This window comes from Sphingomonas sp. GW821-FHT04B01, assembly GCF_059420425.1.
This window is the reverse complement of record NZ_JBWKTR010000002.1, coordinates 22,889-43,802: the sequence shown is the minus strand read 5'-3', so window position 1 is coordinate 43,802 and position 20,914 is coordinate 22,889. Positions and strand designations below refer to the sequence as shown.

The window sequence follows — 20,914 nt, the reverse complement described above, 5'->3', positions numbered from 1 at the left end:
ACCGGTGACGAGCACAAGAGGGAGTTATATCATGCGTTTCGGTAAGATTGTCATGGCCGCTGCGGCCGCCACCATGGCCGTTGCTCCGGCGGTTGCCGCTCCGGCGAACCCCGCAGCCAGCCTGTCGGTGTCGAAGTCGGTTCGCACCGGTTCGACCTCGGCCAAGAAGAACGAGCTCGCCGGTGGCGGGATCGTCATCGCCCTGATCGCGGCCGCTGCCGTCGTCGCGGGCATCGTCGTCGTCGCCGACAGCGATGACAATGCGGACAGCAACTAAGCTGACCGTTAGCCTCGGCTAGAGAGAGTAGCGGCCTTCGGGCCGCTATTTTTTTGTCCGGCGCACGGCGATGGCGGGCACGAAAAAGCCGGCGCCGGATGGTCCGGCGCCGGCTGTTCGTCGTCGTGGCGGATCAGCGGCCGCCGGGCATGCCGGGGGGCATCGCGCCGCGCGGCATCCCGCCGGGGCCGCCGGCACCCTGTGCCTGGGCCTGCGCCTGCATCTGGCGGACGACGGCCTCGGGCAGGAAGTCGATCAGCTCGATGTCGAAGACGAGCGTGGAGTTGGCGGGGATCGGCCCCTTCGCCTCGGCGCCGTAACCGAGCGCGGGCTTGATCCAGACGCGATACTTGGCGCCCTTCGGCATCAGCTTGAGCGCCTCGGAGAAGCCGGGGACGACGCCGGCGACGGGCATCGGCGTCGGCTGCTGCGACTTGTCGAAGGTGGTGCCGTTGAGCAGCTTGCCTTCATAATTGATGAGCGCGACGTCGCTGTCGGTCGGCCTGGGGGCGCCCGGCGCGCCGGGCTGCACCACCTTGTATTGCAGCCCCGACGGGGTCGTCACCACGCCGCTCGCGCGGGCGTTGCGGGTGAGGAAGTCGTCGCCTTGCCGCGCCAGGAGGAAGGCCGCGAGACAGGCGACGACGATGCCCACCCACAGATAGACGAGATAGGTCCGCTTGATGGGACGCAGCGGAACGGCGGTGACGGTCGACATCTGGGGCACCTGAAGTTGTGGTGCCGGGCCGGCCGTCACCGGTTAACATCTCTAACTTCGCACGAAGACGCATCCGGAGGAAAGCATCTTCGCAGCGATCACAATGACTTAGCGCGCACCGTCGCGCTCGGCGCGCTTGCGGTCGAGCTTGCGCGAACGGCGGACGGCGGCGGCACGCTCACGCGCGCGGCGCTCCGACGGCTTTTCGAAGTGACGGCGCAGCTTCATCTCCCGGTACACGCCCTCGCGCTGCAGCTTCTTCTTGAGCACGCGAAGGGCCTGGTCGACATTGTTGTCGCGGACGACGATCTGCATGGAACTGAAACACTCCGGTCAATAGCTATGGCGGCTGCAGACGAAAGGTCCGCGCCGTGCGAACGGTGCCCGTAGCAGCGAGCGGCCCGATGCGCAACCCGCGCGCCCGCGCCTGCCCGCCGCGCGACACGCGCGGGGATGATCGGCGCCCCGTCTTTCGGCTTGCGGCGCGGATTGTGCAAGCTAATGGTAGCGATAACCAGCTGGGAGAGATGGAAGACGGCGAACGCCGCGGCGGGAACGAGGGCATCGGCGATGCTCCACCCGCCGAGCCGGTCGCCGTACCGTCAGGGCCAGCGCCACGCCGCGCCCGCCGACCGACGTCCGATCGGCCGGTGCGTCCGATCCGGAGAAGAGCCCAATGCCGATACCCTTCGACCCCGCCGACGCGCTCGGCAGCGACTGGCGCAGCGCGCGCTGGCTCGGCCGCATCGATCTGGGCGCCGGCCCGAGCCCGGTGCTGGTCGTCGACGGCATCGCCTATGACATGGCGCGCGTCGCCCCGACCGTCGCCGAACTGGTCGCCGGCGGCAGCTTCGACCACGCGCAGGGCGAGGAGATCGGTGCGCTCGATGCGATCGGCCTGTCGGTCGAGGGCCTGCCGCGGCTGCTCAGCCCGATCGACCTGCAATGCGTCAAGGCGGCCGGCGTCACCTTCGCGGTGTCGGCGATGGAGCGCGTCATCGAGGAGCGCGCGCGCGGCGACGCCGGCGCGGCGGCCGAGGTGCGCAGCCGGCTGGAAGGGCGGATCGGCGGCAGCATGCGCGCGGTGGTGCCCGGCTCGCCCGAGGCGGCGGCGCTCAAGCAGGCGCTGATCGACGAGAATTTGTGGTCGCAATATCTCGAGGTGGCGATCGGCCCCGATGCCGAGATCTTCACCAAGGCGCCGGTGCTGGCGACGGTCGGCTGGGGCGCGGACGTCGGCATCCGCTCGGACTCGACGTGGAACAACCCCGAGCCCGAAGTGGTGCTGCTCGCCGGTCCCGACGGGCTCGCGGTCGGCGCGACGCTGGGCAACGATGTCAATCTGCGCGACTTCGAGGGGCGCTCGGCGCTGCTGCTCGGCAAGGCGAAGGACAATAACGCCTCCTGCTCACTGGGCGCGTTCGTGCGGCTGTTCGATGGCGACTTCACGATGGACGACGTCCGGCAGGCGGAGATCACGCTGCGCATCGAGGGCACCGACGGCTATGCGCTCGACGGCGCCAGCTCGATGAACCAGATCAGCCGCGATCCCGAGGAGCTGCTGCGCCAGGCGCTGAGCGAGCACCAATATCCCGACGGCCTGGTGCTGTTCCTCGGCACGCTGTTCGCGCCGACGCAGGACCGCGACGTGCCCGGCCAGGGCTTCACCCACAAGGTCGGCGACACGGTGGCGATCGAGACGCCGCGGCTCGGCCGGCTGGTCAACACGGTCAGCACCTCGAAGGCGGCGCCGCCGTGGCGATTCGGCCTGACCGCGCTGATCCGCAACCTCGCCGGCCGCGGGTTGCTCGCATGACCGGGACGGCAATGGACGGCAACGGCCGGCGCGCGCTCTACCCCTCGCTCAGCGGCAAGCGGGTCATCATCAGCGGCGGCGGATCGGGGATCGGCGCGGGGCTGGTCGAGGCGTTCGCGCGACAGGGCGCCAAGGTCGCCTTCGTCGACGTCGCCGAGGCGGACAGCCGCGCGCTGGTCGAGCGATTGGGCGATGCCGCGCATGTGCCGGTGTTCCGCCGGCTCGACCTGACCGATCTCGATGCGCTGGCGTCGGTGTTCGCCGAACTGCAGGCCGAGCTGGGCGGCGTCGACGTGCTGGTCAACAATGCCGCCAACGACGATCGCCATACGGTCGCCGAGGTGACGCCGTCCTATTGGGACCAAAGGATGAACGTCAATCTGCGTCATCAGTTCTTCGCGGCGCAGGCGGTGATCCCGGCGATGAAGGCGGCGGGCGGCGGATCGATCATCAACTTCGGCTCGATCAGCTGGCACCTCGGGCTGGAGGACCTCGTCCTCTACCAGACCGCCAAGGCGGCGATCGAGGGGCTGACGCGCAGCCTCGCCCGCGACCTCGGCCGCGACAACATCCGCGTCAACACGGTGGTGCCGGGCAACGTCAAGACGCCGCGCCAGGAGAAATGGTACACGCCCGAGGGCGAGGCGGAGATCGTCGCGGCGCAATGCCTCGACGGGCGGATCGAGCCCGAGGACATCGCCGCGCTGGTGTTGTTCCTCGCGTCGGAGGATGCGCGCATGTGTACGGCGCACAATTACTGGATGGATGCCGGCTGGCGGTGATGGGGGCTGCGGGGGGATTGGGTAGGTGGTGACTCCTCCCCCGCCAGCGCAGGGCAATCGCAAACGAACCTTCACCTAAGCCCGCCGCGCTCCAAGCCCACCCCGTCACCCCGGACTTGTTCCGGGGTCCACCCTGCGGCGAGGAGAAGGGCTTGGTTCGCCACCCTGCTCTCGCGGCCCGGTGGACCCCGGAACAAGTCCGGGGTGACGGATGGGATGAGGAAACCGATCGAGCCTCATCACCGCAGCCCACGGCGATCCTTCCCCGCCAGCGAGCGCCGGATTGAACGCCCCCAGCCGTTTACAGCCCATGCCGGGGGAATATTGACCCTGCCGCCCCGCACACGCGAGCGAGGAATTTTTGCCCTCTCGTCATCCCGGCGGAAGCCGGGACCCATGGGCCCGGTGCCGCCGGTCGTGGCACGTACCGCCGACCGCCCGTCACCGTGGGTCCCGGCTTTCGCCGGGATGACGAAAAGGGGCGCGCGAGCCGGACGCGTAGGCGGCCGTTTTCCCCCCAAAACGGTCACCGCTCGCTTTGTCGCGCGACTCCTCCTAACCAGCCGGGCGGTATGGACGGGAGCGTGACGCGATGATGGCAGCGGTGCGGCGGTTGGTGTTGCTGGTGATGCTCGTCGCCCTCGCGATCGCGGCGCCGGCCGCGGCGCAGACCACGCCGGTCGAGACCGCCAGCCGGCAGCTCGCCGGTGCCGAGACGGCGCTCGATGCCGTCGACAAGGCGCTCGACGGCAAGGTCGATCGCGAGACGCGCGGCACATTGCGCGATCAGGCGCTCGGCGCGCAGAGCGACGCGCGCGAGGCGGCCGAGCAGTTGCGCAGCCAGCTCGCGCTGGTCGACGCGCGCATCGCCGGGCTCGGGCCGCCGGTCGCCGGCGTGGTCGAGGCGCCCGACATCCGCGCCGAGCGTCGCGCTCTGGCGCAGGCGCGCAGCGCACTCGATTCGAAGGTGAAGCGCGGTCAGCTCGTCGCGGTCGAGGCGGGACAGCTCGTCACCGAGATCGACGAGACGCAGGCCGAGGAGATCAACCAGCGGATCGCGGTGCGGACCCCCTCCCCGCTGTCGCCGCACTTCTGGAGCGACATGTTCGCCGCCTTGCCGCGCGACAGCCGGCGCGTGTCGACCTTCCTCAGCCGCGAATGGGCGCAGATCGATACCGGCCTGCGCCGGGGGTTTCCGATCGGCGCGCTGCTCGGCGCGCTGCTGGCGCTCGTGATGCTGGTCCCGGTGCGGCAGTTCCTGCGCCGGATCGGCCAACGCTATCTGATCGCCGATGCGCCGGGGCATCGCGTGCGGCGCTCGGCCAATGCCCTGTGGCGGGTGTTCGTCGGGACGACGATGCCGATGGCCGCCGCCTTCCTGTTCGTGCAGGGGCTGCGCTGGTCGGCGCTGCTCGCGCCGGCGTGGAACGCGCTCGCCGACGCGCTGGTGATCGCCGCGGCGTTCAGCGGGCTGACCGCGGCGGTCGGCGCCGCCTTCCTGATGGCGCGGCAGCCGTCGTGGCGGGTGACGACGCTGACCGATGCCACCGCGACCGCGCTGCGGCCGGTGGCGTGGGCGTTCGCGACGCTGACCTTCGTCGTCATCCTCGCCAATGCGTTCAACACCACCGCCGGCGTCAGCCCGACCGCCTTGCTCGGCACGCAGGTGGTCGAGGTGATCGTCCACCTGATCCTGATCGCGGGGACGCTGGTCATCATCGGCCGGCTGCGCGCCGCAGAGGCGGCGGACGGCGAGAGCGAGGCGGAGGCGGCGGCGAGCGCCGGCGTCGGCGCGATCACGCTGGCAGTGTGGCTGATCGTCGCCGGCGCCGGGCTGGCGCTGCTGATCGGCTATGTCGGGCTGGCGATCACGATCACCCAGGCGGTGATCTGGGCGACCTTGCTGGGGGTGAGCACCTATCTGCTGATGGTGGTGATCGACGATGTCGCGACCAGCCTGTTCCAGCGCGACGGCCGCGTCGGGCTGACGCTGCGCCACGGCATGGGGATCAGCGGCAGCGCGGTCGACCAGTTCGGCGTGCTGCTGTCGGCGGTGCTGCGGCTGGCGGTGATCGTCGTCGCGCTCGGGCTGCTGCTCTATCCGTTCGGCGCCGGCTTCGGTTCGTTCCTCGACCGGGTCGGCGGGCTGGCGCGCGGCGTCGAGGTCGGCGGCATCGCGATCTCGCCGGGGACGATCATCCGCTTCGTCGCGGTGCTCGCCCTGGGGCTGTTCCTGGTGCGGCAGTTCACCGGCTGGCTCGACCATCGCTATCTGCCGAGCACCGATCTCGACAGCAGCGTGCGCAACTCGATCCGGCTGGTGGCGCGCTATCTGGCGATCGCGCTGGCGGTGGTATGGGCGCTCGCCTCGCTCGGCATCGGCATGGAGCGGATCGCGCTGCTGCTGTCGGCTTTGTCGGTCGGCATCGGCTTCGGCCTGCAGGCGATCACCTCCAATTTCGTCTCCGGATTGATCCTGCTCGCCGAGCGGCCGATCAAGATCGGCGACCTGATCCGCGTCGGCACCGACGAGGGCGACGTCAAGCGGATCAGCGTGCGCTCGACCGAGATCGAGCTGGCGGATCATTCGACGCTGATCGTGCCCAATTCGGAGCTGATCACCAAATCGGTGCTCAACAAGACGCTCGCCGGGCCGATGGGGCGGATCCAGATCCATTTCTCGGTGCCGATCGCCAGCGATGCCGACCGGGTGCGGGCGATCGTGCTGGAGACGTTCGTCGCCGAGCCGATGGTGCTCGACGCGCCGGCGCCGGCGGTGCTGATCGACGGGATCGGCGACGGCCGCATCCTGTTCAACTGCCTCGCGCACGTCGCGAGCCCGCGCAGCACCGGCGAGGCGCGCAGCAACGTGCTGCTGACGCTGCTGCGGCGGATGCGCGACGAGGGGATCGAGCTTGGGACGGTACCGCAACGGGTGGAATGGGTGACGGTGCCGCCGCAGCTCGGCGATGCCGCGGCCGGTTGAGGAGGCAAGGGTTCGATGTGCGAAGCGAACCTGTTTCCAAACCCGCCCGTCACCCCGGCCTCGAGCCGGGGTCCCGCTTCTTCGGACGGCGCGGAGAAGAAGCGGGACCCCGGCGCAGGGCCGGGGTGACGGAAGATGTAATTGCATCTCCCGGTCTGTCCTATCCGATCGCCCTACGCTGGCGGGGGCGGAATTTCCTGAATGTCCAACCCTAGCCGATCATGCCGGTGCCGGCATGCTTCCAGCGACGGTAGCCCTCGCCCATCGCCGCCGGCGGCGGGAGCGTCGCCGGGGTCGGCGCGGTGCCGGCGAGACGGTCGATCACCGCGGCGCGGGCGCGGAAGACGCGGCTGCGCACCGTGCCCATCGGCACGCCGAGGCGGATCGCGGCCTCCTCGTAGGACAGGCCCTCCTGTGCGACGAGCACCAGCGCTTCGGCCTGACCCGGGGTGATGCTGTCGAGCGCGGCGTCGAGGTCGGCGAGCATGACGCCCGATTCCTGATCGGCCGGGGTCACCAGCCGGTCGTCGTCGATATCGGGGTTCCACGACACGCTGCGGCCGCCGCGGCGGCGGTCGCTGAGGAACAGGTTGCGCAGGATGCGGAACAGCCAAGCGCGGAAATTGGTGCCCGGCTGGAAGCGGGTGCGCGCCGCCCAGGCGCGCGCCATCGTCTCCTGGACGAGGTCGTCGCCGTCACCCTGATCGCGGCTGAGATGGCGGGCGTACCGCCGGAGCGACGGCAGCACCGCGTCGATCGCGGCGACGAAGCCGCGTTCGGTGAGCACGTCGGACGGCAGAGCGGCGGTGGTCATGCGGTTCATCACTCGACACGAGACAGACTGGACGGGCGCGGCGACGAACGGTGTCGGCGCGGGCGTCGCGAGCCCATAGAGGCAGGTATCGAACGATTACAATACTGACCGGTTCCTTTTTATTTTGCGGTGCAGCATGCCGGCAACACCGGCGCGTAGAGACGCAGGAAGACGTCGAAGCGCGCGGCGAACGCCTGATCCTCGCACAATCCCTCCAGCGCGACGTCGGGCGCGACGCTGTAACGCATGCGGTTGACCGGACCGGCGAGCAGGTCGAACAGCATGTTGACCTTCCCCTCGACATCGCCCGCGTCGAGCAGGCCCTGTGCCTGCGCGGTGGCGATCGCGCTCTTCATCGGTGCCATCAGCATGACGTGCCATTGCTGGCGGCGGCGGGCGAAGGCGGCGTCGGTCAGCGAGGCGTGGTCGATGAAGATCGCCAGCCCGACATTCTCGGGCTTGAGCATCATGTCGAACATATGGCGGGCGAAGGTGCGCAGGCTGGCGATCGGTTCGGCGACGCTGTCGGCGGTGTCGCGGGCGAAGGCGTGGATCTGGTCCATCTTGTGGCGGATCGCGGCGTCGATCAGCGCATCCTTGCTGGGAAAACGGCGGTAGATCGTCTGCTTGGTGACGCCGATGTCCTGCGCCAGCGCGTCGATCGACAATGTCGCATAGCGGGCGTCGCGCATCGCCGCGATCGTACCGTCGAGGATCAGCGCCTCGATCGCCTGCGCCTCCTTGCGGCTCGGCCGGCCGGCGCGACGCTGCACGGCGCCGCCTGCGCCCGCCCGCACCCCGTCATCCGTCGTCACCGTCATCCGCGCGAGTCCTGCTCCGTTCCTTCGTCCCTACCGCCGCCACCATGGCCACCGTCCCCGGCGATGTCCACCGCCCGCCCGTTGCCGCGATGGCACACAAGGATTAGGGGGCGGGCTTGCAGGAGACAGGCCAGTGACAGCGACGACCGACGCGACCAGAGCCGGCGATCACGTCGCGATCATCGGCGGCGGCTTTTCGGGGACGCTGCTCGCGATCAACCTGATGCGCCACGACGGGCCGCGCGCGACGCTGATCGAACGCCGCCCGGCGCAGATGGCGCGCGGCGTCGCCTATAGCGCGGCGCACGAGGAGCATCTGCTCAACGTCCGCGCCGGCAACATGAGCGCGCTGCCCGACGATCCAGGCCATTTCGTCCGCTGGCTGGAGGGCAAGGCGCTGGGCGATGCCAAGACCTTCGTGTCGCGGCGGATCTATGGCGCCTATCTGCGCGAAATGCTCGACGCGGCGGTGGCGGCGAACCCCGGGCGGCTGGCCCTGGTCGAGGGCGCGGTGGTGGCGCTGGCACGCGGGGCGGAGGAGGTGACGCTGACGCTCGACGCCGGCGCTGCGATCGCCGCGGACGTGGCGGTGCTGGCGATCGGCAACCTGCCGCCGCATACCCCGCCCGGCCTCGATCCGGCGGTGCTGCCGGCGGGCTGCTATCGCGCCGATCCGTGGGCGGGCGACATCACCGAGGGGTTGGGGCCGGACGACACGGTGGCGCTGATCGGCACCGGACTGACCGCGATCGACGCGGCGCTCCTGCTGGAGGCGGCGGGGTTCGGCGGCCGGGTGGTCGCGATCTCCCGGCGCGGGCTGGTGCCGCGGCCGCATGCCGATACGCCGCCGCAGCCCGGCCTGCGCGAGCGACCGGCGGGGACGCTGTCGCGGCTGGTGCGCCACGTCCGGGACCGCGCCGCGACGGTCGGCTGGCGCGCCGCGGTCGACGAGCTGCGGCCGATCACGCAGATGATGTGGGGAGCGGCGGACGCCGTGACGCGGGCGCGGTTCCTGCGCCACCTGCGGCCCTATTGGGACGTCCATCGCCACCGCCTGGCGCCGGCGGTGGCGGCGCGGGTCGACGCTTTGTGTGCGGCCGGACGGCTCGGCTTCACCGCCGGCAAGCTGGTCGGGGCGAGTGCGGACGGCAGCGGCGCGCGCTTGTGCTGGCGGCCGCGCGGGTCCGACGATCGGGTCGAGACGCGGGTGGCGCGGATCGTCAATTGCACCGGGCCGCAGGGCGATCTGATGCGCTCCGACGAGCCGCTGCTGCGCGACCTGCTCGACCACGGGCTGATCCGGCCCGACCCGCTGCGGATCGGGCTCGACGTCGATGCGCAGTCGCAGGTGATCGGCCGCGACGGGATCGCCGATCCGCGCCTGTTCTGCATCGGCCCGATGACGCGCGGCGGCCTGTGGGAGGTGGTCGCGGTGCCCGACATCCGCCAGCAGAACTGGACGCTCGCGCGGCGGCTGGCCAATGCGCAATGGGTGGGTGGCGAGGGCCTGTAGCCCCCGCCCCCTGCCCTCTACCAGTTCAGGCCGGCGCGTGCGTAGAGATAGCGGCCGTTGAAGCCGAACGGCGAATAGGACGGAAAGCCCAGCACGCCGGTCGAATTGTTCGCCGCGATCGTCCGGTCGGGGTAGACGTCGAACAGGTTGCTGACGCCGAGGCCGATCTGCGCGCCCTTGGGCGTGGCGTAGCGCAATTCGAAATCGGTAATCGCGTGCTTGCCGGTGTGGACGTCGCCGCTGACCAGCGTCCCCGGCTGGTTGACGTCGCCGTAATAGGTCACGCGGGCGAGCGCGCCGATACGGTCGAGCGACCAGTCGATCTGCCCCGTCACCTTCTCGCCCGGCGTGCCCTGTTCCAGCGTCAGGATGCGGCTGCGCGCGAACAGCGTCGGCGCCGGGTTGAGCGTCGCGGTCGAGGTCGGCACGCGCGTCACGTCGACCTTGTTGACGTTGCCCGCCAGCGTCAGGTCGAACGCACCGACGGTGTCGGTCGCCAGCCGGTAATGCGCGACCGCGTCGATGCCCTTGGTGGTCGAGGCGAGGCCGTTGATGAAGAAGCGCGCCGCCGCGGCGCCGGTATTCGTCCCCGCGAGCAGGCGGGCGATCTCGGCGTTGACGGCAGGCGACGGGCTGGAGGACGTCGTGATATTCTCCGACAGGCCGATCTGGTTGCGGATATGGATGCGATAGGCATCGATCGTCAGGTCGAAGCCGCCCGCGCGGATCACCGTGCCGGCCGAGAGGTTGGTCGACTTTTCGGGTTCGAGCGGCAGGCCGCCGAGCGCGGTGCCGACGGGGCTGGTCGACGGATAGGTGCCGGTCAGCACCGGCACGCCGTTGGTGACGACCGAGGCGATCTGGGTGAAATATTGCTGCTGGAGCGACGGCGCGCGGAAACCGGTCGAGGCGGTGCCGCGCAGCGCGAACCACGGCGTGATGTCGTAGCGTGCCGAGGCCTTGCCCGTCGCGGTCGAGCCGAAGTCCGAATAATCCTCGAACCGGCCGGCGAGACCGACGAGGAACTGGTCGGTGACCTGCGCCTCGAGGTCGAGATAGGCGCTGCCGTTGCGGCGGCTGCGCTCGGTCCGGTTGAGCGGCGAGAAGCCGCCGAAGCCTTGCGCGCCCGGCGTCGCATTGGTCGTCGTGGTGGGGATGCCGGTGACGGTACCGTCCACCGGATAATCATAGGAGGCGCGCTCACCGGCGAGGATCTTATAGCCCTCGCGGCGTCCCTCGACGCCGAAGGCGACGTTGAGCGACTGCAAGACGTCGAACTGGCGGGTGACGTCGAGTCCGGCGACATATTGATCGTAGATCGTCGCGCCGTCGTAGAAGTTGCGCGGCGTCGCAGTGCCATAGGCATAGTTCGCCGAGTTCAGCGTACGATAGTCTATCCGGTTGCGGCCGTAGCTCAGCGAGAGGTCGATATTGAAACCGCCGACGTCACCGCGGATGCCGGCGGCCGAATTGATATCTTTCGACTTGGTGTTGATGATCGGCAGGAACCCATCGGGATAGCCCGCGCGGGTAAGCAGCGCGAGCGCGGCGGCCGACGCAGCGGGGGTGACCGACACCACGCGCGGGAAGGCCGCGCTGCGGCTGTCGCGATCCTGATAGCCGCCGAAGGCGTAGAGCTTGAGACTGTCGGTCAGCGAGGTGCCGGCGTTGACGAAGCCGGTATATTGCTCGACCTCGGGATCGCCGTAGCGACCGGTGACGCGGCGCGGCGAGACGCGGGTGTCGATGTCGGCGCGATTGGTCGGCTGGCGCTTGGTATATTCGCCCGACACGGTGATGAAGCCGTCGTCGCCGAAGCCGATCCCCTGCCACGCCGTGGCGGTGACCGCGTGCTCGCCCTTCACCTCGCGGCGGTTGTTGGCGGTGTCGACCTGCGTGTCGTAGAAGCCGTAGGTGACCGAGCCGCCACCGCCGCTGCGCGCCTCGCGCAGGCGCAGGTTGATGACGCCGGCGATCGCATCCGAGCCATATTGCGCCGAGGCGCCGTCGCGCAGCACCTCGATCCGGTCGAGCGCGACGGTCGGCACGGTGTTGAGATCGACCGCCGCCGAACCGCGGCCGACGCTGCCGTTGGTGTTGACCAGCGACGAGGCATGCGCGCGGATGCCGTTGATCAGCACCAGCGTCTGGTCGGGCGACAGGCCGCGCAGCGTCGCCGGGCGGATCGCATCGGTGCCGTCGGTCGCCGACGGCCGCGGGAAGTCGATCGACGGTGCGATCGCGGCGAGCGCGCTCGCCAGTTCGGTCGTCCCCTGCCGCTGCAGGCTGGCGCCGCTCAGCACGTCGACCGGCGCGACGCTGTCGAGGCGACTGCGCCCGGCGCTGCGGGTGCCGGTGACGATGATGTCGTCGCCCTCGTTGGACTGCGCCGCGGCGTCGGCGACGGGCGCCGCCTGCGCCGGTTCGGCGACCGCGGGGGGCTGGTCCTGCTGGGCGGGTGCGGGAGCGGCTTGCGCCGCGAGCGCGGCGGAACTCGCCGCGAGCAGAAGTTCGCTGATAATCGTCACGATCGACCCCCTATAATGGTCCGTATTCGGTGCGCTGTTGCGCGTGCAGCGCAGCATAGCCGAATAAGCCCATGACGACGGGCGAAGAAAAACTTTGCGATGGGTGAGGCCGGCGTGGGGGATGCGATGTCTCGCGCCGACGTTCGCCGCCTGCCGCCGTTCGGCAACACGCCACATGCACCCCGGCGAAGGCCGGGGCCCAGTTGGGAAAGCCGCCGTAAGTGATGACGAATGTCACCCAACTGGGCCCCGGCCTCCGCCGGGGTACGGCCCTGATACGGCTCGCATCGCCGCCGACGCGGCGTGGCCATGGGTCCCGGCGTTCGCCGGGATGACGATTTCTCCCGTCCGGGGAGGCCGTTCCCGTCAGGGCTGACACGACATAATCGGGTTCGCGCAGAGGCGCAGAGACGCGGAGGTGTTGCGTTCGTCGTCGTGACGTTGCTTCCCGCGAGCCGTCGAGACCGCGGGTGAGATTGCCTCACGCGCTATTCCTCCGCGTCTCCGCGCCTCCGCGCCTCTGCGCGAAACATTCCTTCTTCGAACGATCGGCGGCGATCCGGCGGGCGAGGCAAGGCAAGGCAGCAGATCTTCACCCGCGTCCGCATCTCAGCCCCGCACCGCTCACCCGCGCGCCAGACGCTCGTAGAAGCCGCCGAACGCGCCGTCGGTGGTGACCAGATGCACCTCGATGATCCAGTGGCGCCGCCGTCCGAAGGCGTCGGGATCGCTCAGCGGCAACGGATTGGCCGGGCTGATATGATGCGCCTGCCGCTCGCCGGGCAGCCGCGCGTGCGGGAATTCGGCGACGATATGCCCGGCGATCCGCCCGCCGAAGTGATAGCCCGCCGCCGCCGCGCCGGCGCAGGCATATGCGTAGAGCGCCGCGCCGGTGATGTCCGGCTCGGCCGCCAGCCGCTGCGCGATCGCGGCGAACTGGCGCGGCAGTTCGGCGACGAGCGCCTGCTTGGCGGGATCGTCGCCGACCGCATAGCTCTGCCCGACATCCGCCTCCCAGGTGCCGAACACCGGGCCGAGATCGACGAAGACGATATCGTCCGGCTGCACCGTCACGATCGGCGGGTTGTCCGCGGCGATCGCCAGCGTGTTCGGCCCGGCGCGGACGATGCGCTTGTGCCAGTCGCGCTCGACACCGAACGCGTCGCGCGCGATGCCGCGGATGTCCTGCTCGATTTCGCGCTCGCTGCGTCCCGGCCGGATCAGCCCGCGCGCCTCGATCATCTCGAGCAGCGCCAGCGCCCGGTCCTCCGCCGCCAGCAACGCGGCGAGGCGCGTGTCCTCGGCTTCATTCATCTCGTCCATCGCTTCACCCCCCAGTCAAAAATCCGGACCCGGCCTATCGCCCGGCGCATCGCTCGCCGCGATCATGCCGATCGATGCGGTCATCACCATCGCGATCGCCCCCCATTGCGCCGGCGTCAGCGTCTCGCCGAGCAGCGCCACGCCCGCCACCGCCCCCACCGCCGGCTCCAGACTCAGCAGCACGCCGAGGCTGTGCGCCGGAATGTGTTTGAGCGCGATCATCTCCAGCGAATAGGGGATGGCACTCGACAGCAGCGCGGCGATCAGCCCCAGCCCGAGCCACGCCGGGGTGAGCAGCGCCGTCCCCGCCTGCGCGACGCCGATCGGCACGACCAGCAGCGCCGCGCTCGCCATGCCGAACGCCACCGCCTGTCCCGCGGGCAGATGCGCGGTCCGCTTGCCGAAGACGATGTAGCACGCCCAGCCGGTCGCCGCGCCGAGCGCGAACAGGATGCCGACAGGATCGAGTGCCTGCGCGCCGACGCGCAGCGGCAGCAGCAGCGCCAGCCCCGCGACCGCCAGCGCCGCCATCGCGACATGCACCGGCCGGCGCGCGTGAAACAGGGATACCGACAAGGGGCCGAGGAACTCGATCGCGATCGTCGGGCCGAGCGGCAGTGTGCGCAAAGCCATGTAGAAGCACAGGTTCATCGATCCGAGCGCGACGCCGTAGCGGACGATCCGCGCCGCATCCGCCCGCGTGAGGCCGAATCGCCACGGCCGCACCACCACGAGCAGGACGATCGCCGAAAAGCCGACGCGATATGCGCTCGTCCCCTCGGCGCCGACCAGCGGGAACAGCCGCTTGGCGAAGGACGTGCCGACGCAGAAGGTCGTGATCGACGCGGCGAGCGCCGCATAGGGCAGCAGGCGGTGCCGCCCGCCGGACAGAGCGTGAGTCCTCATATCGACCTTCTAGCGGCGGACGGGCGACGGCGGTCGCCCTAATCTGGCATCGCACGGCGGATCGCGGCATAATCTGACCGATCATGACCGAAACCGTCGCCCTCGATCCCTTCGACCATCGGCTGCTCGACCTCGTCCGGCAAGACAATCTGCTGCCGGCGCGTGCGCTCGCCGAACGCGTCGGACTATCCGAAAGCGCCGTCCTGCGGCGGCTGCGACGGCTGCGCAGCACCGGGGTGATCGTCGCCGATGTCGCGGTGATCGATCCCGCCCGGCTGACCCCGTCGATCACGATCCACGTCCTCGTCCAGCTCCACCAGAGCAACCTGCGTACCGAAACCGCCTTCGCGCAGCGGATGCAGGCGCGATCCGAGGTGATCGGCGCCTGGAACGTCACCGGCCGCACCGACTTCCTGCTGATCGTCGCGGTGCCGACGATCGCGGCCTATCAGCATTTCGCCGATACGATGCTGGCGGCGGACGATGCCGTGCTGCAGTTCGAGACGTTGGTCACGCTGCGCGAGATCGTCCGCTACGACCCGGCGCGCGGCCGGCCGCTGCTCTGACGGGTCAGGCGCCGCGCAGCGTCCACGCCAGCCACAGCCAGCCGCCGATCAGCAAGGCGCCGCCGACCGGCGTGATCGCGCCGAACCAGCGCGGCGCGCCCAGCGCCATCAGATACAGCGTCCCCGCGAAGATCGCGCCGCCGACGACGAACAGCCACGCCGGCCCGCGCGCCTCGAAGCGCAACGCGACCAGCGCCGCCACCGCATGGATCAATTGGTAATGGCTGCCGGTCTTGAGCCAATCGACCGCCGGGCCGCTCGCGCCGTGCGCACCGAACGCCCCAGCCGCCACCGCGATGGCGCCCGACAGCGCCGCCAGTATCGCCACGATCATCGCGGATCATTCCCCCATGGCTGTTGCTCGGCGACCATCGACCGCGCCGCGCGGATATCCCCCGCCTCGATCTGGATGCGCAGCCGCTCCTTGTCGCGCGCACGATAGGCCTCTTCGGCACGATCGATCTCGGCGCCGGCGATGCCGAGGTCGCGCATCGCGACGCGCGCCATTTTCACCGCCGATTCGAGCACCTCGCGCACGACGAACACGCCCGAGGACTTCTTGAGCTTGACCAGCGCGCGCCGGTCGAACGCGCGGACGTAGATGGCGGCATCGGGAAACGCCTCGTGCACCCCCTCCAGCGTATCGGGCTCGATCTGGTCGCCATCGATGCAGAACAGGATCAGCTCCGCCTCCGCCGCACCGGCCTGACGCAGCAGGTCGAGCCGCGTGCCGTCGCCGTAATAGACCTTGGCGCCGAATTCGCCGGCGATGTCGATCATCTCGATATCGCGGTCGATCAGCGTCACCGGGATCTTCTGCGCGAGCAGCATCTGCCCCACCGTCTGGCCGAACCGGCCGTAGCCGACGATGATCGCATTGGCGCCGTCGGCCTTGGGCCCGTCGCGCGCTTGGTCCTTGGCGACCGGCTCCTCGCGGAAGCGGCGGGTGGCGCCCATCAGGAAGGGCGTCGTCGCCATCGACACGGTGATGATCGCGCCGAACAGGCTCGCCGCCTCGGGCGCGACGAGCAGGCCCTGCTGCGCCTGCGCGAACAGCACGAAGCCGAACTCGCCGCCCTGGCTGAGCAGCACGCCGAGCGCCAGCGCGCTGCGCCACGTCATCCTGAAGGCGAGGCCGATCCCCATGATGACCGCGGTCTTGGTCGCGATCAGCGCCAGCGCCATGCTCGCCACGAACAGCGGCCGTTCGGAAATCGCATGCAGGTCGAGCATCATGCCGACCGCGAGGAAGAACAGGCCGAGCAGGATCGAGCGGAACGGCTCGACATCCGCCTCCAGCTCGTGCCGATAGGGGCTGTCGGCGAGCATCACGCCGGCGATGAACGCGCCCAATGCGGTCGACAGCCCCAGCGCCTCCATCACCGCCGCGCTGGCGATGACGGTGAACAGCGCGGCGAAGACGAACATCTCGCGCTCGCCGAGATTGCCGATCAGCCGGAACAGCGGCCGCAGCACGAACCGGCCGACCAGGATCAGCCCGGCCACCGCGCCCACGGTATAGAGCGCGAGCAGCCATCCCGGCGGTCCGCCGGCATCGGCGGGGTTGCGGCTCATCGCCGCGACGATCGTGATCAGCGGCACGATCGACAGGTCCTGGAACAGCAGGATCGAGAATGCCCGCTCGCCGAACGGCGTACGCAACCGCCCCGACGATTGCAGCAGCGGCAGCACCTGCGCGGTCGACGACAGCGCCAAGGGCAGCCCGAGCGCCAGCGCCGCGGTCGGCGAGAAATGCGCGGCGCCCCAAACGACCGCGGTGATCGCCAGCCCGCACACCACCACCTGGATCAGCCCGAGCCCGAAGATCTCCTGCTTCATCCGCCACAGCCGCGTCGGGTTGAGCTCGAGCCCCACGATGAACAGCAGCAGCGTGATGCCGAGCTCGGCGACCCCGATCTTCGCCTCGGCATCGCCGACGAGGCCGAGCAGATGCGGCCCGACCACCGCGCCGGCGACGAGAAAGCCCAGCGTCGCACCCAGCCCGAGCCGCCGGAACAGCAATACGAAGCCCAGCCCGAACCCCAGCAGGATCACCCCGTCGCGCAGCATCGACGCGCCGCCGGCCGCCTCATGCATCGGCATGCGCCTCGCGCGCCGCGAAGGCCGCCTCGGCCGCCGCCTCGAACGCCAGCCGGATCGACGGATGCCGCGCGGTATAATCGAGCGCCGGCGCGAACACGTCGAGCCCCGGCCAGTCCGGCATGTCGCCCTCGCGCGCCAGCCAGGCGGTCAGCGCATCGCGCGCCGCCGCCAGCTCCTCGGGCGTCTTGCCGAGGATGTCGCGCGCGAGCAGCGACGCGGACGCCTGCCCCAGCGCGCAGGCGCGCACGAGCAGCCCGACCTCGCTCACCCGGCCGTCGTCGCCGACGCCGACGTCCACCGTCACGCGGCTGCCGCAGATCGGCGAGCGTTTCTCCGCGGTGGCCTGCGCATGATCGAGCCGCGCATGATGCGGGATCGACGCCGCGAGCCGCAGGATCTCGGCATTGTAGAGGGGCGCATTCATCGTGGACTGCTCGCATTGTCGGAGGCATCGGACCGGAGGCTCTGGCGCGCGCCGAACACCGGCAGGCCGCGCCGCCGCCGGTCGACGAAATCGGCGATCCCCGCGCTGGTCGCGTTGAGCAGGTTGTAGCAGCGCGACTGCGTCATCCAGTCGGGCCGCTGCGCCGGGCCGCCGCGCGCGGTATCGACCAGCAACGCCGCGACGAGAAAGCCAAGGCTGGCGATGATCAGCCCCTTGAGCGCGCCGAAGCCGAAGCCGAGCGCGCGGTCGACGGGGCCGAGGATCGACTGCCGCGTCCGCTTGCCGATCGCATTGGCGACGAGCTTGCCGCCGATATAGGTACCGCCGGCGATCACCACGAACGCCGCCACCGCCGCGCCCGACGCGGTGCCGATCGTGCCGGCGAGCTTGGCGGCGAGCGCGACATGGAACAGCTTGAGCATCGCGACGATCGCCACCCAGGCGAACAGCGACAGCACTTCGGTGACGAAGCCACGCTTGAGCCCGAGCAGCGCCGCGCCCAGCACGGCGACGAGTACGATGATGTCGAGAGCGGTCAGCGCCATGCCCAAGGGAATAGGGATGCGCGGGCGGGGGCGCTAGTCCTTGGTGGTCGTGGGGGCGGTCCTCGTGGCTCGGTGCGGTCGAGGTCCCCCACTTCGTCCGGCCCCTTCTTCGTCATCCCGGCGAAGGCCGGGCCCCATGGTGGCGGGCGGTGGATGGTGCGTGCCATCGCTGGCGGCGCGGTGTCCATGGGTCCCGGCCTTCGCCGGGATGACGAATGGGGAAAGCGCCGGACGGAGCGGACCGACGAAGCGGCAGCCCGCCCCTCCCCCCGGTCACCGCCCCAGCATATGATCCACGAACTCGCCCAGCGTCCGGAACCCCGTCATCCGCAGCGTGCTCTCCTCCTTCGCCACCGCCGCCGGCACCAGCGCGCGCTCGAACCCCAGCTTGCCCGCCTCCTTCAGCCGCAGCGCGCCATGCGCCACCGGCCGGATCTCGCCCGACAGCGCGACCTCGCCGAACGCGACCGCATCGATCGCCACCGGCCGCTCGGACAGCGCCGAGACCAGCGCCGCCGCCACCGCCATGTCCGCCGCCGGGTCCTGCACGCGATAGCCGCCGGCGATGTTGAGATAGACTTCGGCATTGGAGAAGCTCAGCCCGCAGCGCGCCTCGAGCACCGCGAGGATCATCGCCAGCCGCCCGCTGTCCCAGCCGACCACCGCGCGGCGCGGCGTCGCGCCGCTCGCCAGCCGCACCACCAGCGCCTGGATCTCGACCAGCACCGGCCGCGTCCCCTCCAGCGCGGGGAACACCGTCGTCCCCGTCACCCCCTCGTCGCGCTGCGTCAGGAACAGCGCGGAGGGATTGGAGACCTCCGCCAGCCCCTCGCTCTGCATCGCGAACACGCCGATCTCGTCGGTCCCGCCGAAGCGGTTCTTGATCGCGCGCAGGATGCGATATTGGTGGCTGCGCTCGCCCTCGAAGGCCAGCACGGTGTCGACCATATGTTCGAGCACGCGCGGGCCGGCGATCGATCCGTCCTTGGTGACGTGGCCGACCAGCACCAGCGCGGTGCCGCGCTCCTTGGCGAAGCGGATCAGCTCCTGCGACGAGGCGCGCACCTGGCTCACCGTGCCGGGCGCACCCTCGATCAGGTCGGAATGCATCGTCTGGATCGAATCGATCACCAGCAAGGCCGGCGGCGGCCCCATCGACAGCGTCGTCAGGATATCACGCGTCGAGGTCGCCGCGGCGAGCTGTACCGGCGCATGGCCGATGCCCAGCCGCCGCGCGCGCAGCCGTACCTGATCGGTCGCCTCCTCACCCGAGACATAGGCGACGCTCTTGCCGGCGAGCGCCAGCTTGGCGGCGGCCTGCAGCAGCAGCGTCGACTTGCCGATGCCGGGATCGCCGCCGATCAGCGTCGCCGACCCTTCGACGAAGCCGCCGCCGAGCGCGCGGTCGAGTTCGGCGATGCCCGTCGCCATCCGCTCGGGCAGGACGATATCGGCGTCGAGCCCGACCAGCTCGAACGATCGCCCGCCGGTGCGCAGGTCGTGCTTGGCCTGGAACGGCGTGACCACCGCGCTCGCCTCTTCGACCAGCGTGTTCCACTCGGAGCAATCGGCACATTGTCCTGCCCAGCGATGCGACACCGATCCGCACGCCTGGCACACATATCGTTTCTGCGGTTTCGCCATGCCGCGCGATATAGGCAAAGGAGAACGGGAAGGGAACAGATTTCGGGTCGGGCCGCGCGGACACCGGTGGGGAGGAACGAGCCCAAGTCCTCACCCGCCAGGGGAAGGCTATGTTATATGGACGCTCGTGCGGGCCGGTCGTCTTCCATGCTTATTCCGTCACCCCGGACTTGTTCCGGGGTCCACCCTGCGGCGAGGAGAAAGGCTTGATCCGACACCGTTCCCCCGCGGCTCGGTGGACCCCGGAACCAGTCCGGGGTGACGCATCTGATGGGGAAACCGATCGAACCTCATCACCGCAATCATATGCGATACCCCTCCCCGCAAGGGGGAGGATTTGGGCGCGGTCATGCGGCGCACTCGAGATCACCCCGGAATCGCCACCCCCCGCTGTACCGCCGGCCGCGCCAGCCCGCGCGCGAGCCACGCCGCCACGTTCGCGAACCGCTCGAAGCCGACCAGCTCGCCCGCGTCGTAGAAACCGACCAAAGCATTCACCCAGCCGAGATGCGCGATGTCCGCCACCGAATAGTCCGCCCCCAGCAGCCAATCCCTGCCCGCCAGCGCCGCATCGAGCACCCCCAGCAACCGCACCACCTCGGCGACGTAGCGGTCGCGCGGCCGCTTGTCCTCGAAGTCGCGGCCCGCGAACTTGTGGAAGAAGCCGAGCTGCCCGAACATCGGGCCGACGCCGCCCATCTGGAACATCAGCCACTGGATCGCCTGCCACCGCCCGGCCGGGTCGGCCGGCAGGAACCGTCCGCTCTTCTCCGCCAGATAGAGCAGGATCGCACCGCTCTCGAACAGGCCGAACGGCGCTCCGCCCGGCCCGTCGGGATCGATGATCGCCGGAATCTTGCCATTGGGATTGAGCGAGACGAACGCCGCCGACTTCTGCTCGTCCTGGCCGAAGTCGATCCGGTGCGCCTCGTATGGCAGCCCCGTCTCCTCCAGCATGATCGACACCTTGACGCCGTTGGGCGTCGGCAGCGAATAGAGCTGGATCCGCTCGGGATGCTGCGCCGGCCAGCGCTGCGTGATCGGAAAGGCGGACAGATCGGTCATCGGCGGCACCCTTGACTGTTGAACCGCCGACATAGTCACGCCGCAATCGCGCCGCTATGGCC

The 20,914-nt window shown here is 70.0% G+C and carries 19 protein-coding genes; 6 read left to right on the top strand and 13 right to left on the bottom strand.

The genetic code is table 11. The features are described from left to right. The first annotated feature begins 31 nt into the window (after positions 1 to 31). Complete coding sequence (locus tag AC07UH_RS06480; RefSeq protein ID WP_245640815.1) at positions 32 to 277, top strand: hypothetical protein; 246 nt, start codon at positions 32 to 34, stop codon at positions 275 to 277. A 133-nt stretch (positions 278 to 410) separates the two neighbouring features. Here the strand turns inward: AC07UH_RS06480 and AC07UH_RS06475 are convergent, their stop codons facing one another. Together AC07UH_RS06475 and rpsU are read right to left on the bottom strand one after the other, a co-directional pair. Then, entirely contained in the window at positions 411 to 995 is a 585-nt protein-coding gene (locus tag AC07UH_RS06475; protein WP_495180434.1) for an FKBP-type peptidyl-prolyl cis-trans isomerase, read from the bottom strand. 108 nt (positions 996 to 1,103) lie between these two features. Next, positions 1,104 to 1,310, bottom strand: a complete 207-nt coding sequence (gene rpsU, locus AC07UH_RS06470; protein ID WP_038658749.1) for a 30S ribosomal protein S21 — start codon at positions 1,308 to 1,310, stop codon at positions 1,104 to 1,106. Between the two features lie 361 nt (positions 1,311 to 1,671). Between rpsU and AC07UH_RS06465 the strand changes: the two genes are divergently transcribed. The 3 genes from AC07UH_RS06465 (at position 1,672) to AC07UH_RS06455 (ending at position 6,579) form a co-directional block, all read left to right on the top strand. Continuing rightward, the gene (locus AC07UH_RS06465; protein ID WP_495180435.1) at positions 1,672 to 2,811 is read left to right on the top strand and encodes a fumarylacetoacetate hydrolase family protein; all 1,140 of its coding nucleotides are present in this window, start codon (positions 1,672 to 1,674) and stop codon (positions 2,809 to 2,811) included. After that, positions 2,808 to 3,593, top strand: a complete 786-nt coding sequence (xylB, locus tag AC07UH_RS06460) for a D-xylose 1-dehydrogenase (protein ID WP_495180436.1) — start codon at positions 2,808 to 2,810, stop codon at positions 3,591 to 3,593. Before AC07UH_RS06465 ends, xylB begins: the two co-directional genes overlap by 4 nt. Before the next feature lie 592 nt (positions 3,594 to 4,185). Next, positions 4,186 to 6,579, top strand: a complete 2,394-nt coding sequence (locus AC07UH_RS06455) for a DUF3772 domain-containing protein (RefSeq protein ID WP_495180437.1) — start codon at positions 4,186 to 4,188, stop codon at positions 6,577 to 6,579. 211 nt (positions 6,580 to 6,790) lie between these two features. Here AC07UH_RS06455 and AC07UH_RS06450 read toward each other — a convergent pair whose 3' ends face one another. Next, a complete protein-coding gene (locus AC07UH_RS06450) occupies positions 6,791 to 7,393 on the bottom strand; it encodes an RNA polymerase sigma factor (protein ID WP_169742512.1) in 603 nt (200 codons plus the stop codon). Between the two features lie 119 nt (positions 7,394 to 7,512). After that, positions 7,513 to 8,214, bottom strand: coding sequence for a TetR/AcrR family transcriptional regulator (locus tag AC07UH_RS06445; RefSeq protein WP_081974294.1), 702 nt, complete (start codon positions 8,212 to 8,214; stop codon positions 7,513 to 7,515). A gap of 133 nt (positions 8,215 to 8,347) precedes the next feature. On the opposite strand from AC07UH_RS06445, the gene AC07UH_RS06440 reads away from it, so the two are divergent. Further along, positions 8,348 to 9,727 (top strand): FAD/NAD(P)-binding protein, encoded by a 1,380-nt coding sequence (locus tag AC07UH_RS06440; protein ID WP_495180438.1) that lies wholly within the window; start codon positions 8,348 to 8,350, stop codon positions 9,725 to 9,727. 17 nt (positions 9,728 to 9,744) lie between these two features. On the opposite strand, the gene AC07UH_RS06435 is transcribed toward AC07UH_RS06440, so the two are convergent. The 3 genes from AC07UH_RS06435 to AC07UH_RS06425 form a co-directional block, all read right to left on the bottom strand. Continuing rightward, on the bottom strand, positions 9,745 to 12,255 hold the full coding sequence (locus AC07UH_RS06435; RefSeq protein ID WP_495180439.1) for a TonB-dependent receptor plug domain-containing protein: 2,511 nt from the start codon (positions 12,253 to 12,255) through the stop codon (positions 9,745 to 9,747). Positions 12,256 to 12,879: 624 nt separating this feature from the next. After that, on the bottom strand, positions 12,880 to 13,578 hold the full coding sequence (locus AC07UH_RS06430) for a M24 family metallopeptidase (RefSeq protein ID WP_495180440.1): 699 nt from the start codon (positions 13,576 to 13,578) through the stop codon (positions 12,880 to 12,882). Between the two features lie 15 nt (positions 13,579 to 13,593). Continuing rightward, positions 13,594 to 14,484: an EamA family transporter gene (locus AC07UH_RS06425; protein WP_495180441.1), complete on the bottom strand. Its 891-nt coding sequence runs from the start codon at positions 14,482 to 14,484 to the stop codon at positions 13,594 to 13,596. A gap of 83 nt (positions 14,485 to 14,567) precedes the next feature. Between AC07UH_RS06425 and AC07UH_RS06420 the strand changes: the two genes are divergently transcribed. Continuing rightward, on the top strand, positions 14,568 to 15,050 hold the full coding sequence (locus AC07UH_RS06420; RefSeq protein WP_495180442.1) for an Lrp/AsnC family transcriptional regulator: 483 nt from the start codon (positions 14,568 to 14,570) through the stop codon (positions 15,048 to 15,050). Positions 15,051 to 15,054: 4 nt separating this feature from the next. Here AC07UH_RS06420 and AC07UH_RS06415 read toward each other — a convergent pair whose 3' ends face one another. From AC07UH_RS06415 to AC07UH_RS06390, 6 genes are all read right to left on the bottom strand, one after another. Further along, on the bottom strand, positions 15,055 to 15,384 hold the full coding sequence (locus AC07UH_RS06415; RefSeq protein WP_495180443.1) for a DUF423 domain-containing protein: 330 nt from the start codon (positions 15,382 to 15,384) through the stop codon (positions 15,055 to 15,057). Then, positions 15,381 to 17,147, bottom strand: a complete 1,767-nt coding sequence (locus AC07UH_RS06410) for a cation:proton antiporter domain-containing protein (RefSeq protein WP_038666208.1) — start codon at positions 17,145 to 17,147, stop codon at positions 15,381 to 15,383. Before AC07UH_RS06410 ends, AC07UH_RS06415 begins: the two co-directional genes overlap by 4 nt. Then, entirely contained in the window at positions 17,140 to 17,577 is a 438-nt protein-coding gene (locus AC07UH_RS06405; protein WP_038658722.1) for an iron-sulfur cluster assembly scaffold protein, read from the bottom strand. The genes AC07UH_RS06410 and AC07UH_RS06405 overlap by 8 nt, the downstream gene beginning before the upstream one ends. Further along, positions 17,574 to 18,143 carry a CvpA family protein gene (locus tag AC07UH_RS06400; protein WP_495180444.1) on the bottom strand — a complete coding sequence of 190 codons (570 nt, stop codon included), beginning with the start codon at positions 18,141 to 18,143 and terminating at the stop codon, positions 17,574 to 17,576. Before AC07UH_RS06400 ends, AC07UH_RS06405 begins: the two co-directional genes overlap by 4 nt. Positions 18,144 to 18,416: 273 nt before the next feature. Next, on the bottom strand, positions 18,417 to 19,787 hold the full coding sequence (gene radA / locus AC07UH_RS06395) for a DNA repair protein RadA (RefSeq protein WP_038658717.1): 1,371 nt from the start codon (positions 19,785 to 19,787) through the stop codon (positions 18,417 to 18,419). Positions 19,788 to 20,153: 366 nt separating this feature from the next. Next, positions 20,154 to 20,852 (bottom strand): glutathione S-transferase N-terminal domain-containing protein, encoded by a 699-nt coding sequence (locus AC07UH_RS06390; protein ID WP_495180445.1) that lies wholly within the window; start codon positions 20,850 to 20,852, stop codon positions 20,154 to 20,156. Positions 20,853 to 20,914: the final 62 nt, after the last annotated feature.

What these genes read in the sequence shown, in the direction of transcription:
- AC07UH_RS06455 (WP_495180437.1), top strand. Translation starts at nt 4,186, where the DNA reads ATGATGGCAGCGGTGCGGCGGTTGGTGTTGCTGGTGATGCTCGTCGCC.
- AC07UH_RS06405 (WP_038658722.1), bottom strand. Translation starts at nt 17,577, where the DNA reads ATGAATGCGCCCCTCTACAATGCCGAGATCCTGCGGCTCGCGGCGTCG.
- AC07UH_RS06400 (WP_495180444.1), bottom strand. Translation starts at nt 18,143, where the DNA reads ATGGCGCTGACCGCTCTCGACATCATCGTACTCGTCGCCGTGCTGGGC.
- AC07UH_RS06475 (WP_495180434.1), bottom strand. Translation starts at nt 995, where the DNA reads ATGTCGACCGTCACCGCCGTTCCGCTGCGTCCCATCAAGCGGACCTAT.
- AC07UH_RS06390 (WP_495180445.1), bottom strand. Translation starts at nt 20,852, where the DNA reads ATGACCGATCTGTCCGCCTTTCCGATCACGCAGCGCTGGCCGGCGCAG.
- AC07UH_RS06445 (WP_081974294.1), bottom strand. Translation starts at nt 8,214, where the DNA reads ATGACGGTGACGACGGATGACGGGGTGCGGGCGGGCGCAGGCGGCGCC.
- xylB (WP_495180436.1), top strand. Translation starts at nt 2,808, where the DNA reads ATGACCGGGACGGCAATGGACGGCAACGGCCGGCGCGCGCTCTACCCC.
- AC07UH_RS06430 (WP_495180440.1), bottom strand. Translation starts at nt 13,578, where the DNA reads ATGGACGAGATGAATGAAGCCGAGGACACGCGCCTCGCCGCGTTGCTG.
- AC07UH_RS06415 (WP_495180443.1), bottom strand. Translation starts at nt 15,384, where the DNA reads ATGATCGTGGCGATACTGGCGGCGCTGTCGGGCGCCATCGCGGTGGCG.
- radA (WP_038658717.1), bottom strand. Translation starts at nt 19,787, where the DNA reads ATGGCGAAACCGCAGAAACGATATGTGTGCCAGGCGTGCGGATCGGTG.
- AC07UH_RS06420 (WP_495180442.1), top strand. Translation starts at nt 14,568, where the DNA reads ATGACCGAAACCGTCGCCCTCGATCCCTTCGACCATCGGCTGCTCGAC.
- AC07UH_RS06425 (WP_495180441.1), bottom strand. Translation starts at nt 14,484, where the DNA reads ATGAGGACTCACGCTCTGTCCGGCGGGCGGCACCGCCTGCTGCCCTAT.
- AC07UH_RS06450 (WP_169742512.1), bottom strand. Translation starts at nt 7,393, where the DNA reads ATGACCACCGCCGCTCTGCCGTCCGACGTGCTCACCGAACGCGGCTTC.
- rpsU (WP_038658749.1), bottom strand. Translation starts at nt 1,310, where the DNA reads ATGCAGATCGTCGTCCGCGACAACAATGTCGACCAGGCCCTTCGCGTG.
- AC07UH_RS06480 (WP_245640815.1), top strand. Translation starts at nt 32, where the DNA reads ATGCGTTTCGGTAAGATTGTCATGGCCGCTGCGGCCGCCACCATGGCC.
- AC07UH_RS06465 (WP_495180435.1), top strand. Translation starts at nt 1,672, where the DNA reads ATGCCGATACCCTTCGACCCCGCCGACGCGCTCGGCAGCGACTGGCGC.
- AC07UH_RS06410 (WP_038666208.1), bottom strand. Translation starts at nt 17,147, where the DNA reads ATGCATGAGGCGGCCGGCGGCGCGTCGATGCTGCGCGACGGGGTGATC.